Here is a 17,633-nt window from a genome sequence, read left to right on the forward strand (position 1 = left end):
ACAGGTTAGTATACCTAATTATATCAGTGATTTTTATATAAATAATGCATTTGGTAGATGATTATTAAATCTTATCGAAGTTTACACTGTAATAATATTACCATTTATTGTTTTTATTATATTGAAAACCTATTTAAGTAATTAGCTATCATGTATTTATGGGGAAAATAAAATATAGCTTATTATTGATCATAAGTCTTGTTTTTGGTCTAATAAGCGCAATAAATATTGCGAATACATCTGAGGAGGATAATAAGCCTTTAAATTCAACGGAATCTTTGTCTAGTAATTTACCACCAACAGCAACTATAAGTGGTGGCGGAATTACCGTATGCCAAAACAATGAGCCAATTCCTCAAATTACGTTCACAGGTTCTGCCGGTTTACAGCCATATACATTTAATTATCAAATAAATTCTGGTGCTACTCAAACTATAATGACTACAGGTACCGATGATTTTGTTACTTTTAATGCCGATATAAGTACTATTGGGACCATCACTTATACTCTAATAAGTGTAGAAGATGCAAATGCAGAAGTAACTGCGATAGGGCAGAGTGTAGATTTTACAGTTATAGAATCTCCAGATGCAAATTTAGGAGGCACTGGTTCTGGTACTACTTTTAATGGTCTACCTGTTTTTAGACAATGTATTAATTCTGGTTCAGAATTTACGTTTACTAATTTATCTACTACTACAGCTTTAAATACAAGTTATAATATTAATTGGGGAGACGGTTCCCCAGATTTTAATGCAACTGATTGGTCTAGTACAACACATAATTTTGGTGTTGGGATTTATGATTTAACTTATACTATTACAGGAAGTAATGGTTGTACTACTGTTACAAATTATTCGGTCTTTGTTGGGTCTAACCCAGGTGTTTCTCTAGGAAACCCTGGTAATACAGATATCTGTAATGTTAACCCATTAACATTTCCTATAACTGGGACAGAGAATAATCCTCCAGGTACAATTTATACAATTACATTTAATGATGGTTCTGCGCCACAAGTGTTTAACCATCCACCACCATCTAGTGTTTCTCACACTTTTGAAGTATCGTCGTGTAATACTACAAGTTCTGATGGTACTAATACCTATGAGAATTCGTTTTCTGCTATTATTGTAGCATCAAATCCTTGTAGTACATCGTCAGTTGGTGTTGTACCTATATATGTTTCGGTAGCTCCAGAAGCTAGTTTTAATAGTGACGATGTTACGTGTACTAATACGCCAGTTTGTTTTCAAAATACATCAATTGGTGATGAAAATAACGGGCAAGGTGGCTCTTGTGATACAAGTCCAAGTATAATTTGGGATGTAACGCCAGCAACAGGTTTTACAGTGTCTAGTGGTTCATTAGGTAATGATTTTGGAAGTACAGACCCAAGTGTTTGGTTACCAGGAACAGATAACATGTGCTTAAACTTTACTCAAGTTGGGACTTATGAAGTACGACTAAGAACTGGAAATCGATGTGGTATGGATGAAATGATAAGAACCATATGTGTTGAGGATGATTTAATACCTGTATTTACCACAAGTACAGTTGAAGGTTGTTCACCTTTGCAAATTACTACAACAAACTCCACGGATGAATCCAATAGTTGTGTAACACCAACTTATTTTTGGGAAGTAAATTATACCTCAGATTATTGTGGCACAACGTCAACTTGGAATTATACCAACGGGAGCGATGAAAACTCTTCTAATCCATCGTTTCAATTTGATGAAGCTGGAACTTATGAGCTTATAATGACTGCTACGAACTCTTGCGGTGATTTTACAACATCCCAATTTATAGAAGTTAAACAACCACCAACAGCGATTATTGAAACGATAGATGATGCCTGTGGAACGGCATCAATAAATCCGTTAGTTACCGTAGATTCTTGTACAGATGCTTCAGATACTATTACCTATAATTGGTCGTTTCCTGGCGGAACGCCTTCAACCTCTAACCAATTAAATCCAGGTACTATAGATTATGCAACAATAGGAGATTATACCATCACTTTTAGTGTAACCAATTCATGTGGTACTACAACTGTAACTGAAGGTTTTTCGGTTAACGATTCACCGATAATGACAAATACAGATTTTATGCAAACCATTTGCTCTGGTGCATCTACTGATGAAATTATTTTTACATCAAATAATTCAGCTACATCTTATAATTGGGCATCTAATAATCCGGATGGTTTGTCTGGTTATATACCAAATGGGACTTCTAATAGTATTCCTATTCAGTCTATAGTTAATTCTACAACTTCAAATATTTCTTTAATCTATACAGTTACACCAGAAATTAATGGTTGCATTGGCACTGCTATAGATTTTGAAATCGTTGTAATTCCCGCACCATTAATTACAACCCAACCAAGTTCTGATTCGGTTTGTCTTAATGGTGTTGCTAATGATTTGTCAGTTGCATTTGACGGTTCAGGAACACCTAATTATCAATGGTTTGAAAACACTGTAGATAATACAACATCAGGAATGGCAATTGCAGGTGCTACTTCATCTACTTTTACACCTCCAACAACAGCAATTGGCTCCATATTTTATTATGTTGTTATTTCGTTCACCACAGGTGGTTGTAGTGAAATAATTTCAGATACAGCAGAAATTGAAGTTACCGATTTAACACAAATAGATACACAACCACAAGCAACACAGACCATATGTGAAGGCGGTACTTCTGAAACATTAGAAATAGAAGTTTCTGGAGGTTCTGTAGATCCAACGTTTCAATGGTTTTCTAATACAACTAATAATAACTTTGGAGGAACCTTAATTTCGGGAGAAACCAATTCAACATTTTTACCACCTGTTTTTAATGCAACAGGCACCTTTTATTATTATGTAGAAGTGAGCTATAGCGAAAATGGTTGTGCCGCACTTACTAGTGCAGTTTCAGAAATTGTGGTAATTGATGATCCTATAGTAACAACAGAACCTATGGCATCTCAAAGCTTATGTGAAAATTCTATAGTACAAGATTTAACCGTTGCAATTTCTGGTGGTACTGGGACAATAACATATCAATGGTATGTTAATTCAATAAATAATACAACTTCAGGTTCACCAATAGCTGGTGCTACATCAGCGACTTTTACACCACCTTCAGATAGCGTTGGTACGTTTTACTATTACTGTGTAATTACACAAGATGTTTCGGGTTGTGAAGTAACAAGTGCTGCTGCGGAAGTTGAAATTAATGCAGGTGCTCAATTTAGTGAACAACCATTATCAGATGAATTATGTTTAGGAGAAACTACAGCAGATTTAATGGTGTCATTTACAAATGGAGCAGGAGCAGCAACGTATCAATGGTATCAAAATTCTACAGATGACACTACAACAGGAACAGCCGTTTCTGGAGCAACAGCTTCAAATTATAGTCCAGATGTAAGTAGTGTTGGCACAAGCTATTATTATGTAGTAATTAATTTTGATTCAGGTGGCTGTTCTGAAATTGTATCACAAACCGCAGAAATAATAGTTAACGAAACACCATTTATAAATGATTCTACCGCTTTAATTTGTAGTGGTACAGCTTTTCAGTTTATACCAGATACTTCTAGTACTGGAGATATTATACCCTTAAATACAGAATATACTTGGGCAATGCCAATTGTTAGTCCGGCCGGAACAATTAATGGCGCAACAGAACAATTAGCTGGAGTTTCAACGATTTCTCAAACTTTAGAAAATACAACTACAAATCCTTCAACAGTAACTTATGTTGTAACACCAACATCTGGAAATTGTGTGGGTGAAACTTTTGAAATTGTGGTGACGGTAAATCCTTCAATCTCTATAACCTCAACAGTTATTAATAATTTGTGCTATCAAACTGATACGGCTTCAATAGAAATTGATATTGTTGGAGGTGTACCCTTTACCTCAGGTAATCCTTATACTATTTCTTGGACAGGACCAGATGGTTTTGCGAGTACTGATGAGGATATTTATAATTTAGCTGCTGGAAGTTATATTGTAAATATTACAGATAATGGAGGTTGCCCTTTTTCTGAAACATTTGAAATTACAGAACCTGATGAACTTGTGTTTAGTGCTATCAATTTTGATCCAGAGACTATATCTTGTAATGGTGCAAATGATGGAGAAATTTCTATAGATGTTTCTGGAGGTGTATTGCCATATACTTATAATTGGACGTTGAATGGTAACCCATTTTCTACAGATGAAGATTTAGCAAATTTAGGACCTGGTGATTATTTTATTTCAGTAACAGACGCTAATAGTTGCAGCCCAATAGAAATAAATTTTATAATTGAAGAACCAGATGAATTAGACGTGTCTCTATATACTAAAACAGATGTGTTATGTTTTGGAGATGCTACAGGCGAAATTTTGGTTGATGTTGTTGGTGGAAGAGGAGATTACACGTTTGCATGGACAGGTCCAAGCGGATTTGTAAGTACTAATGAAGATCTTAATAATTTAATTGCAGGAATTTACAATTTAACGGTTACCGATAGCTCTGGTTGTATTGATATGTTACAGGTTGAAGTCCTTCAGAATACAGAAATTGAAATAGATGTAACGGTTACACAAATGCTCTGTTATGGCGATAATGATGCCTCTATAGTTATTAATTCAATCTCTGGAGGTGTTTCACCATATGAAGTATCATGGAGCAATTTTGGCCAAGGAATGAGTCAGGTAAATTTGTCTGGTGGAACATATATTATAACGATTACTGATGGGGAAAATTGTGAAAAAGAATTTCCGGTAATTATAGATCAACCACCTGTATTTGATATAAATCCTGTGGTTACACAAATGACCTGCGCCGGAGAAAATGATGCAAGCATCACTTTAAATTTTGTGGGAGGAATTGATCCTGTAACGCTGGTTTGGGATGATGACCCAGTTGCAGGTACAGAACGTAATAATTTAGCGCCTGGCACCTATACGGTAACTATTATAGATGGCACACCTTGCGAAATTCAGGAGAGTTTTACCATTTATAATATTGTACCATTATCATTGAGTGCCAATATTACACATGCGTTAGATTGCGAAGATACTAATAGTGGCGGCATCAATTTATTAATTGAAGGTGGTACACCGCCTTTTGAAGTTTTATGGAATAATGGTGAAACTACTGAAGATTTGTCTAATATACCTCCAAGCACATATACAGCAACTGTAACTGATGCCAATGGTTGCGAAATTTCAGACAGTTGGGCTATTAATAGATTTGAGCCCTTGCTAGTTGAAGTTATTGATCAAGTAGATGTAGATTGTGAAACTGCCAGTATAGATCAAACATTTTTAGCTATGGCAACAGGAGGTGTGCCGCCATTTCAATTTAGTTGGTCAGATGGTACGGTTAGCGGACAGAATAATGAATTTATGTCTACAGATACTAATGGTTTAATAGTTTTAGAAGTTGAAGATAGTTTAGGTTGTACAGCAAATTATACGTTTAATGTAGAACTTGCAGTTTTTGGCGAACCAGGTTTTACAACATCTTCTTTTGGGTATTTAAATTACGGACTTTTTGCAATTGAAGACCCAATTGAATTTACAAATACCGCAACAGGAAATTACGAAAGCATCTTATGGGATTTTGGAGATGGAAGTTTTTCTTCTGATGAAAATCCAATACATACTTATTTTTCACCAGGTAGTTACATAGTGACTCAAACAGTTACTTATCCTTTAGGTTGTGTGTTTACTGAGACAATAACCCTTGTTATTGAAGAAGGTTATAAGTTAGTTGTACCCAATGCATTTACACCAAATGAAGACGGAATCAATGACTTTTTTATACCAGTCTTTTTAGGTTTGAGCAGTATAGAACTTAGTGTTTATGATACTTGGGGAAGTTTAATATATAATGAAACAGGAGATTCTATAAGAGGTTGGGATGGAAAAGTAAATGAAGAAGAGGCTGAGAATGGTAATTATTATTACACATTTTCAGCTAAAACATTTTATGGTAATGAAGTAAAAAGACAAGGCGCATTTATATTTATCAAATAAAACTGAATGACAATTAAAGCAAAATTCACAATTATAGTAGCGGTTTTATTTGTGTGTATAACACATGCTCAAGACCCTGTTTTTACGCAGTCTAACTATATACAAGAAACCTTAAATCCTGGATTTTCTGGTTTTGAGGATAATGATAGAATTAGTGCAGGTGTTTTAAGTAGAACGCAATGGCCAAATTTAAATTTAAAGGTTAGTACGCAGTATTTTTTTATTAATAAATCTTACGAAAGTAGATACAGTTCTGGTCATGCCTTTGGGTTTAACGCGTTATGGCAAAACGAATCTGCTACTAATTACAATTTTTATCAGGCTAATGTTAATTACATGCATCGTGTTAATTTAAATGGTGGATGGTTTTTTAGACCAGCAATAGAGGTTGGTTTTGGTATAAAAGATTTACGCTTTAATAGTTTAACACTTGGTGACCAAATTAATATTTATAATGGAACAATAAATCCAAATTCCGTTGATCCATTTGGTAGTAACACAGAGAATGTTGCTTTTTTTGATGTGTCATCAGGGTTTGTATTTGAAAAACAAGGCTACAATAACCAAACGTATTGGTTTGGTTTTTCTGCAAAACATTTAAATCGTCCCAATATTGCATTTGTAAGGGATCAAAATGTAGATTTAGATATTTTTTACTCAGTGCATGGTAATTATAGGTTTCCTTTCTTAAATGATTATAGAATAATGATGACGGTAAATTATATGCAACAAGGAGAGTATAACCGATTAGATATTGGGTCATTATTTCAAGTAAATCAGTTTTTATTTGGCCTTACTGCTGCTTCAAATCCTGCACAGAACGATGATAACAGTCATTTGCTAACTTCAGTAAATGGATTTCTAGGTTTAGAGTATACTAATTTTAGATTTGGCCTTTCTTATGATGCCAACATCTCAAAAATTGGTAGAACAAATGGTGTTTATGAGTTTTCAGTAACCTACATGTCACGTTGTCGAAATTGTCCAACAGATCGCAGCCGCAAACGTTAAATAGACAAATTAAAAATACTTTACTTCAAATTTTAATTAGAATTTGGTTGTTTTATTTGTAAGTTATTTCAACATTTGTGTAAATAGAGATTTTTTTTTACCTCTAGCTCAGCTATTTTAATTAATCTCTTAATTATCCCGGTTTTAAATTAAGTATGAAGTTTTTTATTAAAGTTTTAATTTTTTTTAGCAGTACGTTATTAGGTGCACAAACTGCAGAGAAGTTAGATAGCTTAATATTAAAAGGCATTACTGCACGTAATAATAAGGATTATTCGCTGTCATTAGAATTATTGACTGAAGTTAATGCTATAGCAGAAGACAACCACCTTTATAGACATCAATTTTTAGCAATAAATAATATAGGAGCTAATTATTATTCTATGCTAGATTATGGTGAGGCATTAGATAATTATTTAGAAGCATACACTATTGCAATAAAGCATCTCGATGAAAATGAGGAAATGACGGTTTTAAATAATATCGCTATTCTTTACAGTAAAGAAGGTGATTTAGAAAAGGCAGAAGAATATTTTACAAAAGCTTATGAACTAGCAGTAGCCAATGAAGAGAGTTTAAAAATTGGATTATATGCCTTAAATTTAGGTATTGTTGCTAATAAGCTAAATAAGTTAGATGTAGCTGTTAGTTATCTTAAAGATAGTAAAAAACGCCTTGCAGAGCATCCTGAAATTTCCATATTGGCAGATGTAGCCATGGCAGATAATAAATTTAAACAAGGTGATTTTACAGGCGCAAAGGTTTTAGCCGAAAGTATACTACCTCATTTAGATGATAGCGCGTTAACTGAAGAAAAAATTGAAACTTTAATACTGCTTTCAGATATATCTGAGCGTAATAATAAATTAGTATTAGCTATAAATTACGCAAAAAGTGCTCTTGCATCGGCTCACAACCCTGAATTTAAAATTTCGGCCTATAATCAGTTGGCTAAAGTATACAGTTCACAAGGCTTAGTAGAAGATGCTTTAATATCTAAAGACTCTATAATTGCAATGACAGAAGCGTTAAATCAAATAAAAAACGGGCGTTTGTATGAGTCTAATAAGGTAAAGTTTGAAGTTGCAAATTATAAAAAAGAATTACAGCAAAATAAGGTATTACAAGCCATTGAGCGTAAAAGACTTTATACATTACTTGGCATATGCGCGTTAATAATTGCTTTAATCTCTTGGGCTTTAAGAAATAGTTTTATTAAGAATAAACAACGCAAGATATTACACCACAGAAGTAAGGAAATTATCGAATTAGAATTACAAAAGAAAGAAAGTGATAATTTAGTATTAGAGCAGCAATTACAAGCGCAAGAAGTAACATTGCAATTAGAACAAGAAAAGTTAAAGAATGAAATAGATGCACGTAACCGAAAATTGGCTACTAAAGCACTTCAGATTTCAAGTAGAAATGAATTATTAAAAGATATTATTAGCTCCTTATCTAGTCAGGTTGAAATTTCTAAAAATGCATTTCTTTCAAAAAAAGTTAAAGAATTAAACCATTTATTAAAAAGTGATAGTGAATGGGAAAATTTCCTAAAACATTTTGAAGAAGTCAATCACAATTTTATATTTCAATTAAAAAAACGTCACCCAGAACTTACAGCAAATGACATCAGATATATAAGTTATTTATATATGGATCTCACAAATAAAGAAATTTCTTCACTCTTTAATATCACAGCAGTGGCCTCTCGCAAGCGAAAAGAACGCATCAGTCTTAAAATGGGATTAACAGAGAGTTCTGAGTTATATAGTTATTTGTCAAGTATTTAAGTTGTTATGTCACACTTTTTATTAATGCTGTCGCATTAATTATTTTAAATTTTTGGCATTTGTAATTATTTTGAAAGAATATTGAAGTTCACAAAAAAATAATTATGAAAAAAACAATTACGCTCTTCTTATTTATAGTTTGTTTTACTTCTCAGCAAACATTTTCTCAAATTGAGATTACTGGTTCTAGTGCATATGGTAGGATTTTTGATTTAACCTACGATTCTAATATTGCTAATAAAATATACGCAGTAACTTTAGGTAACCATATTTTAGTTTCTGAAGATAATGGTAATAATTGGTCCATTTTATATTCCATGAATCTGGTCTCTAATGGAATTATTGAGCAAATGAAACTGTCGGCAGACGGTACAGCTTTAACATTTGCTGTTTATAAGGGAAACTCTACAGAAAATGCAATCGTAGTCTATGATATTGCAACGGCATCTATTACAAAAACATTTACGTTACCTAATCAATTAGATTTAGCCTATGTGAGTTCTTATGATTTTTATGATAATAATATGGATATTTTGCTCGTAGATACCAATTATCCGGTTGGTTTTGATACCGAGGGGAAAACGTTTTACACCTCAGATGGAGGCATTACATGGGATATGATTTATTATACCAATAATTACGATACCGTTTTTTTAAAAAAAGTAGCTATCAGTCCTAATGATCCCAATAAATTATTTTTAACTAGAGGAAACGGAAGCACAAATATAGATGGAGGCCTTTTTGTATCTAATGATGCCGGACAAAATTTTACAGAATTATTACCAGGTGTTGTGTTAGATCCAATTACTTTTCATCCTACAGACAATCAAACTATATATGTAGGTACAGGAATTAGTTTTGGTAGTACAACAGAAAACGTATATAAATCTACAGATGGAGGAAGTACGTTCAATATTGTTCCTATATCGTGGACATCTGGTATTTTAGATAATATTGTTGCGATAAAAATTAATGAGAATAACCCTTCACAAATACTTATTTTAGAGGAAAATGAAATGGTAATTTCTGAAGATGCAGGTGTAACTTGGCAAAATGTGGTATATCTAAATGAAGACCCAGAAAGTTATTACTATGGTTTAAATGCTAGTTATAATCCTCAAAACTCTAGTGAAATTGTAATAAGTGCTAATTATAAACCTTTATTTTCAAACGATGGAGGATTAACAGTGGCAAGCATACCAAATCCATATTTTGCAAGTACAGGTAAGACAGCTGTTTTTAAAAACGCCTCTGTTTCGTCTTTATATTATGGCGTACAATTTGGTAATATTCATAGAGATTTATTAACCAGTACAGATACGGCATATAACATTGTTCCTTTAAATTATTTTTCTAACGGTGGAGGTGCGCCTTATTTTGTAGATCAGATAACACCTAATCGTATCTTTACTTTAAATTCTGGTTTTGTAGGCAGTAGCTTAACGGTTAGTAATGATAATGGTAATACGCAAAATCAACTTTATAGTTTATTTACTAATAGATTTACAGCATTGGCAACATACCCAACTAATACAGAAACTGTTTTAGCGGCTTTTGCTGGTTATGATCCCTCAGAAACTATTTTGAAAAAAGTAGATTTTTCAGATATTAATAATGTACAAGCAACAGATGTTTCACTACCTGTTTTAAATTATATTAATGGAATTTTAATAGATAACACAGATAAAGTTACAGTTGCCATTGGTACAGAGGTATATTACACAAATGACGATGGTACTACTTGGGTTAATAGTAGCGCAGGACTAGAAACCTTAACAGCAAACGATTTAATTTACGATTTACAACAAGACCCATTAAACTCTAATAATTTAGCTTTAGCTACAACCTCTGGTGTTTTTATCTCTACTGATTCTGGTTCTACATGGAATCAAAAAACAACCAGTATAGTTCATAATGTTGCATTTTCTACCGAAAGCCAAGGCGTTATATTGGCTTCTACTTACAGTAGTGAAGTTTCATTATTTCATATGTATTACTCTACAGATGGTGGAGATAATTGGGAAACTATAAGTAATGATTTATTATTAAATGTAAGTGCATCATCATCATCTTATTATTTTAATGCAGATTCCGTTATTGCGTATGTTGGTACTGCGGATTTAGGATTAATGGAATTCACGTTAGATATAAATGCTTTAGGTTTACCTCAAATTGCATCTGATCAACAAATGCTTTCAGTTTTTCCAAACCCTTCCTCAAATATTGTAAATATTGATGTGAAAAATGCGAATATAAACCGGATAACACTTTATAGTTTAACAGGTAAAATGATAAAAGAATTTATTGGTGCATCAACAATTGACATTTCTAGTTTTTCATCTGGTATTTATCTAATGCGCGTACAAGACAGTAATAACAAAGTAAATTTTAAAAAAATTGTAAGAGAATAATAATAGTTACCCCCAATTTACCCTTACCCTTAATAGCGATCAAAGCCCAAGTTACAAGTTAATGAGGGTTTTGGTTTTTTATAAAGACATGTTTTAATGTTTATGATAAGAAATGTTGGTTTTAATCGAATAAAACAAGCAGTTTATCTGCAAAGTTTACAAGATTGCGACTATAATGTTAAGAAAATGCTAACTAATTGATTTTTAATAGGTTTTTAGGGTATTTGGACGTCCAAAATAGATTTCTTCAACGTATCTTTAGTAACATTAAAAACGAGGGCTATGAAAACTATAAAAGAACTTAAAGATAAGTTACAAGGATTTAAATTTAGATCATCTAAAAAGGCTGTAACTTCAACTAAAACAACGACTAAAACTTTAGCAACTAAATCGTATTCTGGAGATGATGATTTGTTTATGTTTATTTAAACACATCTGTGTTTTAAGTTAGCATGTAAATTACGTTTTTATTTTCTCACCATTATTAATTCTTCAATTAATAACCGCTAGTTTTGTGTAAATTTTTACACTAATGGAATTATCAGAACTAGTAGGACAATTTAATGTTATCGGTAGTAACCAAAATGAAGATGGCATTGCCTACCAAGGCACGTTAAATTTAACCTTAGATTCTAACAACAGAATAGTTGCGCACTGGGTAATCAATTCTACTCAAGAACAATTTGGAACCGGTTTTTTTAAAGATAATATCCTAGTCATTAATTTTAATTATAAAGGTTACAATACCGAAACTTTTAAAGGCGTTGTCGTTTACAAATGCATTACTAAAGATGTGCTAGATGGTTTTTGGTCCGAAAAACACGGCAACCCACTTTATTTAGGTAGTGAGCGTTGTTTTAGAATAGGGACCTCTAGTAGTATTGCAATTAATTAAGTAATTTTATTACAGTTGCTATATTTTTTTAGGTAAAAATCAGAAAAAATGTACTATTAAACACTTGCACAAACAAGGGCTTTTCTTACCTTTAAACTCCCTTAATTAATTTCCTAATTATAATTAATATACCTTCAGTTTTTTTTGAAGGTACAAACACACACTATTTTATTTAAATGTCCGAAAACCAACAACAACTACATCAAACCCTCTGGAACATCGCCAACGACCTTCGTGGTAATATGGATGCCGACGATTTTAGAGACTACATACTAGGCTTTATATTTTACAAATACCTAAGCCGTAAAATGACGCTACACGCTAACAAAGCACTAGCGCCAGATGGCTTAACTTATGATGAAGTAATGGGTCATGAGCAAGAAGAAGCACTTATAGATGCCTTGCGTACCGATGCGTTAGACGCTTTAGGCTATTTCTTAAAGCCAACCGAACTGTTTAGCGAGTTGGCAAAACGTGGTAATTCTGGTGGAGTTAACAAGTTTGTACTCGAAGATTTACAAAAAGTACTCACTAGCATAGAGCAAAGCACAATGGGTAGCGAGAGCGAAGACGATTTTGGTAACCTCTTTGAAGATTTAGACCTAACGAGTAGCAAACTAGGTAAGACTGAAGAAGCCAAAAACGAACTTATAGTAAAAATACTAAACCGTTTAGAAACCATTAACTTTGATGTAGATAATGCCGAAAGCGACATTCTAGGTGATGCCTACGAGTATCTTATTGGGCAATTTGCCAGTGGCGCAGGTAAAAAAGCAGGCGAGTTTTATACACCACAGCAAGTATCTAAAATACTAGCGCAGTTAGTCACAACAGACAAAAACCGACTTAAAAGCGTGTACGACCCAACCTGTGGTTCGGGTTCCTTACTACTACGTGTGGCAAAAGAAGTAAACGAAGTTGGCGCTTTTTACGGGCAAGAAAGCAACCCAACCACGTACAACCTAGCACGTATGAACATGATTATGCACGATGTGCATTACAAACGTTTCGATATTTATAATGAAGATACGCTAGTCAACCCATCGCCAGTACACAGCGAGCTTAAGTTTGAAGCCATAGTGGCAAATCCGCCGTTTTCTGCAAAATGGAATCCAGATGCTATAATAAGCGACGAGCGTTTTTCACCATACGGAAAAATGGCACCCAAAAGTAAAGCCGATTTTGCGTTTGTACAGCACATGATTTACCAGTTAGACACTAACGGAACTATGGCTTGCGTATTACCACACGGCGTTTTGTTTCGTGGTGCTGCCGAAGGTCACATACGTAAATACCTTATTGCAGACACCAACCAGCTAGATGCCGTAATAGGTCTGCCAGCAAATATTTTTTACGGTACCAGTATACCAACTTGTATTTTAGTACTTAAAAAAGACCGCTCGATATGTCATGCTGAGCGCAGTCGAAGCATCCTATTTATAGATGCCAGTAACCATTTTGAAAAAGTAAAAACCCAAAACGTACTGCTGCCAGAACATATAGATAAAATAGTTTCAACATATAGAACTTATTGTCACACTGAGCGCAGTCGAAGTGCAAACAATACTCTTAACAATAATAGTCACACTGAGCGCAGTCGAAGTGCAAACAATACCGATAACACCAACCATCCGGCAAACATAGACAAATACAGCTACGTAGCCAGTTTAACCGAAGTAAAAGAAAACGATTACAACCTAAACATACCACGCTATGTAGACACCTTTGAAGAAGAAGCACCTGTAAACCTACAAGCCGTATCACAGCAATTACAACAGCTAGAAAAAGAGATGGAAAGCACAGACGAAGTAATAACAGGCTTTTGTAAACAATTAGGAATAAACACACCGTTTTAGTCATTACGAAAAGTATAGTTTAAACGTCACATCAAGTAATTTGAGAAGCACAAGCAAACAGTATCTCAAAACCGTCACATCGAGTGATTTGCGAGGCACGAGCAAATAGTATCGAGATGCACCCACAATAACCACATGAACAAAACAACAAAACATAAAACAAGAAGTCATTACAAACCGTCACATCAAGTAATTTGTGAAGCACGAGCAAATAGTATCTCAAAATCGTCACATCGAGTGATTTGTGAGGCACGAGCAAATAGTATCGAGATGCACCCACAATAACCACATGAACAAAACAACAAAACATAAAACAAGAAGTCATTACAAACCGTCACATCAAGTAATTTGTGAAGCACGAGCAAATAGTATCTTTAAACCGTCACATCGAGTGATTTGCGAGGTACGAGCAAATAGTATCGAGATGCACCCACAATAACCACATGAACAAAACAACAAAACATAAAGCAAGAAGTTATTACAAACCGTCACATCAAGCAATTTGTGAAGCACGAGCAAATAGTATCTCAAAACCGTCACATCGAGTGATTTGTGAGGTACGAGCAAATTGTATCGAGATGCTAACCTTTTTGGGCGTGCCCCAAGGGTCGGGCTATACATTACAATCTTTTTGCTCGTACCTCACAAAAAGGATATCCATTGCTATCCCTCACGCAAACCAAACAAACCTATAAATGGCAGCAGTAAATAACAAACATATAACTACAACAAAAAGGCGCGTACCAAAACTACGTTTTAAGGAATTTGATGATGAGTGGAAAGAGAAAGAATTTGATGAAATATGCATAATTAAAACAGGAGGAAGAGATACTCAAGATAGAAAAGATGAAGGCGAATACCCATTCTTTGTGAGGTCAAATACTGTTGAGCGAATTGATACTTTTTCTTTTGATGGTGAAGCAATTTTAACGTCCGGTGATGGTGTAGGTGTAGGTAAAAATTTTCATTATATAAACGGAAAGTTTGATTATCATCAAAGAGTATATGCTCTTCATACTTTTCACAATAATTTTTCTGGAAAGTTTGCATATCACTTGTTTGCCGAAAAATTTTATCGAAGAGTATATAGGTTAAGTGCAAAAAACTCTGTCGATTCTGTTAGAATGGAAATGATTGCTAAAATGAAGGAGTATTTCCCATCCCTACCAGAACAACAAAAAATAGCCCAATTTTTAACCGCAGTAGATAGCAAACTACAGCAACTCAACCAAAAAAAGGAGCTGCTGGCGCAGTACAAAAAAGGCGTTATGCAACAACTGTTTAGTCAACAACTACGCTTTAAAAAAGATGATGGTAGTGATTACCCAGATTGGGAAGAGAAGAAGTTGGGTGAGGTATTGAAGTATTATGATGGTACACATCAGACACCAAATTATGTAAGTGAAGGTATCCCTTTCTATAGTGTTGAACATGTAACATCAAATCAATTTATTAATACAAAATTCATATCTGATGAGGTTTTTGAAAAAGAAAATAAACGAGTCATGCTTGAAAAAGGTGATATATTAATGACTCGCATTGGTGATATTGGTACCTCAAGATTAATTGATTGGGATGTAAAAGCATCTTTTTATGTGAGTTTAGCATTGTTGAAGCAAAATAAAAGTTTAAATCCTAGTTATTTAAACCAGCATATTTCATCAGATAGTTTCCAACGGGAATTGTGGAAACGGACAATTCATGTAGCTTTTCCAAAGAAAATAAATTTGGGAGAAATTGGAAATTGCCATGTTCAATTGCCGTGTATGGAAGAACAACAAAAAATAGCCAATTATTTAAGCGCTATAGATAGTAAAATAGAAACCGTTACCCAGCAAATAGAAGCCACACAACAGTTTAAAAAAGGCCTGTTGCAGCAAATGTTTGTGTAAATAATAAACGTTTTTCACCAAAATATTAAAAAAATAAATGTTTTTTACCAGCTGTAAGTGTTTTTCACCTATATTTGAGAATAAATGTTTTTCACCATAAACTATGAATAATAAGCATTATTCACTTGAAATAAGTGTTTTTCACGGCAGGCAAGCACCAGAAACAGGTACATTAGTAGGCTATGGCGCCATCATTGAAGCGCATCACCTACCAGTGCCATTGCCTAAAACATTATCTCTCATAAGTACTAAAAAACGTCGTTATACCACAACACACTGGCAGGTATTTACACCTAGACATGAACCAGAAAACAATTTATACAAACAACTGGTATTTGCTTTAAAATATGAAGGTGTAGATTTATTAGTATTAAAAAAGCTATTTGTTGCCATTGATAAAGCACTAATAACTGAAATAATTGCATCCGAGACACTTGGTCAGTATAGCAGGAAACTTTGGTTTTTATATGAGTGGTTACTAGAGGAACAACTTGATATCCCAGATTTATCAACTGGTAATTATGTACCCTTATTAGACAAAAAATTACAATACGCCATTACAGGTACAAAATCTTCCCGTCATAGAATTACAAATAATCTTCCAGGAACTAATGAATTTTGTCCGTTGGTGTTTAAAACAGACAAATTAGATAGTTATATAAAGGCTAACCTTTCCGAACAAAAAAACACCTATTTAAATACTACACATGCCGATGTATTGCAACGCGCGGCTTCATTTTTAGTGTTAAAAGATTCAAAGGCATCATTTACTATAGAACAAGAACATCCAACAACTAATAGAGCCATGCGTTGGGGAAAAGCTATCGGGCAAGCTGGTAACAAGCCCTTAAGTATAGAAGAGCTAGAACGTTTACAGCAAATTGTTATTGAAAGTGCTAGGTTTTTAAAACTAGGGTTGCGACAAGAAGGCGGTTTTGTAGGAGAACACGATAGACATACAGGAGAACCCATTCCAGAACATATATCTGCAAAGCATGAAGATTTAGAGACTTTATTACAGGGTTTAGTAAATGCCAACAAATTATTGCAAGACGAAACCTATGATGCGGTTTTAGCAGCAGCAACCATAGCATTTGGTTTTGTATTTATACACCCTTTTGAAGATGGTAACGGACGTTTACATAGATACCTAATACATCATGTGTTATCTAAAAAAGCATTTTCACAACAAGGAGTTATTTTTCCCGTATCAGCATCCATTCTAGACCATATTGATGATTATAGATTGACGCTTGAAAGTTATTCGCATCCATTGCTGGACTTTATAGAATGGAAAGAAACAGAAGGGCATAATGTAGAAGTCTTAAATGATACCATAGATTTTTACCGTTATTTCGATGCCACAAAACAAGCTGAGTTTTTATATGATTGTGTGGCAGATACCTTAAATCGTGTAATACCACAAGAGGTGAATTATTTATTAAAATATGATGAGTTTAAACATTTTATAGATAATAAATATGAGATGCCAGACAACTTGGTAGCATTATTAGTTCGTTTTTTAGAGCAAAATAATGGTATACTATCACAACGCGCTTTGAAAAAAGAATTTTCTGCCTTAAAAGAAAATGAGGTAAAAGAAATACAACAATTTTATAAAGACCTATTTTTTGAGTAATGACCATGGAGTTGCAAAAAAAAGCGTGTTACAATAACCGTCATTGCGAACGTAGAGAAGCACTCTCATTTTGCGGAGTACTAACAGTAAACAGATTGCTTCGTGCCTCG

At 33.9% G+C, this 17,633-nt stretch carries 9 protein-coding genes; all 9 read left to right on the forward strand.

Annotated elements, in window-relative coordinates; genetic code table 11:
• The first annotated feature begins 158 nt into the window (after positions 1-158).
• The 9 genes from GN138_RS07640 (at position 159) to GN138_RS07680 (ending at position 17,523) form a co-directional block, all read left to right on the forward strand.
• Positions 159-6,026 carry a PKD domain-containing protein gene (locus GN138_RS07640; RefSeq protein WP_157363198.1) on the forward strand — a complete coding sequence of 1,956 codons (5,868 nt, stop codon included), beginning with the start codon at positions 159-161 and terminating at the stop codon, positions 6,024-6,026.
• Positions 6,027-6,032: 6 nt separating this feature from the next.
• On the forward strand, positions 6,033-7,037 hold the full coding sequence (locus tag GN138_RS07645; protein WP_157363199.1) for a PorP/SprF family type IX secretion system membrane protein: 1,005 nt from the start codon (positions 6,033-6,035) through the stop codon (positions 7,035-7,037).
• 155 nt (positions 7,038-7,192) lie between these two features.
• On the forward strand, positions 7,193-8,830 hold the full coding sequence (locus GN138_RS07650) for a tetratricopeptide repeat protein (RefSeq protein WP_157363200.1): 1,638 nt from the start codon (positions 7,193-7,195) through the stop codon (positions 8,828-8,830).
• A gap of 104 nt (positions 8,831-8,934) precedes the next feature.
• Positions 8,935-11,241: a T9SS type A sorting domain-containing protein gene (locus tag GN138_RS07655; protein WP_157363201.1), complete on the forward strand. Its 2,307-nt coding sequence runs from the start codon at positions 8,935-8,937 to the stop codon at positions 11,239-11,241.
• A 282-nt stretch (positions 11,242-11,523) separates the two neighbouring features.
• Positions 11,524-11,670: a hypothetical protein gene (locus GN138_RS07660; protein WP_157363202.1), complete on the forward strand. Its 147-nt coding sequence runs from the start codon at positions 11,524-11,526 to the stop codon at positions 11,668-11,670.
• A gap of 103 nt (positions 11,671-11,773) precedes the next feature.
• Entirely contained in the window at positions 11,774-12,136 is a 363-nt protein-coding gene (locus tag GN138_RS07665) for a hypothetical protein (protein WP_157363203.1), read from the forward strand.
• Between the two features lie 176 nt (positions 12,137-12,312).
• Positions 12,313-13,992, forward strand: coding sequence for a type I restriction-modification system subunit M (locus tag GN138_RS07670; RefSeq protein WP_157363204.1), 1,680 nt, complete (start codon positions 12,313-12,315; stop codon positions 13,990-13,992).
• Positions 13,993-14,687: 695 nt separating this feature from the next.
• Entirely contained in the window at positions 14,688-15,884 is a 1,197-nt protein-coding gene (locus GN138_RS07675; protein ID WP_157363205.1) for a restriction endonuclease subunit S, read from the forward strand.
• Positions 15,885-15,987: 103 nt separating this feature from the next.
• Positions 15,988-17,523: a Fic family protein gene (locus tag GN138_RS07680; protein WP_157363206.1), complete on the forward strand. Its 1,536-nt coding sequence runs from the start codon at positions 15,988-15,990 to the stop codon at positions 17,521-17,523.
• Positions 17,524-17,633 lie beyond the last annotated feature (110 nt).

This window comes from Winogradskyella endarachnes, assembly GCF_009741275.1.
Taxonomy (GTDB): domain Bacteria; phylum Bacteroidota; class Bacteroidia; order Flavobacteriales; family Flavobacteriaceae; genus Winogradskyella; species Winogradskyella endarachnes.